This window comes from Pseudomonas sp. HMWF021, assembly GCF_003061005.1.
Taxonomy (GTDB): domain Bacteria; phylum Pseudomonadota; class Gammaproteobacteria; order Pseudomonadales; family Pseudomonadaceae; genus Aquipseudomonas.
The window spans coordinates 1-1,989 of sequence record NZ_QAIK01000050.1 but is presented as its reverse complement, the minus strand read 5'-3'; the positions used below and the strand labels follow the sequence as shown (position 1 = coordinate 1,989).

Here is a 1,989-nt window from a genome sequence, read left to right as displayed (position 1 = left end):
GCTTGCTCCCGCTCGGGTGCGAAGCACCCGCAACAGATATTACTGACTGGAGAGGGCGTCCTGCGGCCGCCAGCGGGAGCAAGCTCCCTCGCCACAGGTGTTGTTCACTTGAGCATGGCGGCTGAATGTCGGTGCTTGCCTATACTTGCCTTTCTATAACAAAAGTCATGACAAGAGGGCGGTGCCATGGACCATCTCGTACTCACTGTATTTGCGCCGGACAAGCCCGGGCAGGTCGAGCGCATCGCCCAATGCATCGCCGAGCACGGTGGTAACTGGCTGGAAAGCCGCATGTCGCGGATGGCCGGGCAGTTTGCGGGGATTCTGCGGGTGGGCGTGCCGGCGGAGGCTTACGACGAATTAGTCGATTCCCTACAGGCACTGTCGGCACAAGGCATTCGCGTACTGATTGCCGAAAGCAGTATCGAGCAGTCCTGCACCTGGAAACCGATTGCCATGGAACTGGTGGGCAACGACCGTCCGGGCATCGTGCGCGACATCACCCGTTTGCTCAGCGAGCAGGGGGTGAACCTCGAACGGCTGGTGACCGAAGTGCGGCCGGCGCCGATGAGCAGCGAGCCGCTGTTCCACGCCGAAGCGATTCTGGCGGTGCCGCTGACCCTGTCGCTGGATGTGCTGCAATCGCGCCTGGAAACCCTGGCCGATGATCTGATGGTCGAACTGGTGTTACGCACAGACGTTTAAGTACCGCCCGGGTTATCCAGTTTTTACATGCACCTGCCTGTGGATAACCTGTAGAGACCGGGCGCAACGCCAAGCTGGCCATGGCTTGCAGGGAACTGATCAAAAAACCGCCAGCATTCAGTGACTTGCGCACAAACGGCGGGGACCACGCTGTGGATAACCTTGGGAAGGAATGTTGCAGGCCACGAGAACCGTGGCCTGCGAAGCTTTGCGCGTTTTTCGATCAACTGCGCCGACGCAAACTGATCACGGCATCGACGCTGTAAACGGCCAGACCGGCCCAGATGAAAATGAACGCGATCAGCGTGCTCGACGATAAATGCTCGCCAAACAGCAGCACCGCTTGCAGCAGCACCAGCGTTGGCGCCGTGTACTGGAGGAAACCGATGGTGGTGTAGGGCAGGTGCCGGGTGGCGGCGTTGAAACAGACCAGCGGGATGAGCGTCACCGGGCCGGCAGCCACCAGCCACCAGGCTTGGGAGGTGGTCCAGAACTCGGGTTGAGCGCTGGTCGCCGTCTGGTTGAACAACAACCAGGCCACGGCGATCGGCACCAGCATCCAGGTTTCCACCACCAGCCCCGGCAAGGCCTTGACTGGCGCCTGTTTGCGGATCAACCCGTAAAAGCCGAAGGTCAGCGCCAGCACCAGCGAGACCCACGGCAAGCTGCCGACCTGCCACACCTGCTGCGCCACGCCGATGGCTGCCAGCCCCACGGCGATCCACTGCATGCGCCGCAGGCGTTCGCCGAGAATCAGCATCCCCAGCAGCACGTTGACCAACGGGTTGATGTAATAACCGAGGCTCGCTTCGAGCATGCGTCCGTTGTTCACCGACCACACGTAGGTCAGCCAGTTGGCCGCGATCAGGGTGCCGCTCAGGGCCAGAATCGCCAGGCGCTTGGGGTTGTCGAGCAATTCGCGCAACCAGCCTGGATGCTTCCACACCATCAGCAGCAGGGCGCCGAACAGCGCCGACCACAACACGCGGTGAATGATGATCTCGACAGCGGGGACTTCGGCGATGGCTTTGAAGTAGATCGGGAACAGGCCCCAGATGATGTAGGCACTCAGGCCCAGAATGTACCCGCGACGCGGGTTGGCGGCTTGCATGCAGAATCCTTGCTTAGGCAGCTGACAAAGCAGGGATTGTAAGGAGGTTGTATAGATGTGTCGTGTCAGAAAGCAAAAAGATCGCAGCCTGCGGTGTAGTGGTTCAGTTTTTTTAAACCACTCCGTAGGAGTATTAGGCCGCCTGCTGCTCAAATAGCGCAGGCGGCAATTGG

General features: G+C 60.3%; 2 protein-coding genes. One reads left to right on the top strand and one right to left on the bottom strand.

The features are described 5' to 3' along the window. The first annotated feature begins 186 nt into the window (after window positions 1–186). Window positions 187–705, top strand: coding sequence for a glycine cleavage system protein R (locus DBR18_RS06385; protein WP_027610683.1), 519 nt, complete (start codon window positions 187–189; stop codon window positions 703–705). 223 nt (window positions 706–928) lie between these two features. On the opposite strand, the gene rarD is transcribed toward DBR18_RS06385, so the two are convergent. Beyond that, window positions 929–1,816 (bottom strand): EamA family transporter RarD, encoded by an 888-nt coding sequence (rarD, locus tag DBR18_RS06380; RefSeq protein WP_027610684.1) that lies wholly within the window; start codon window positions 1,814–1,816, stop codon window positions 929–931. Window positions 1,817–1,989: the final 173 nt, after the last annotated feature.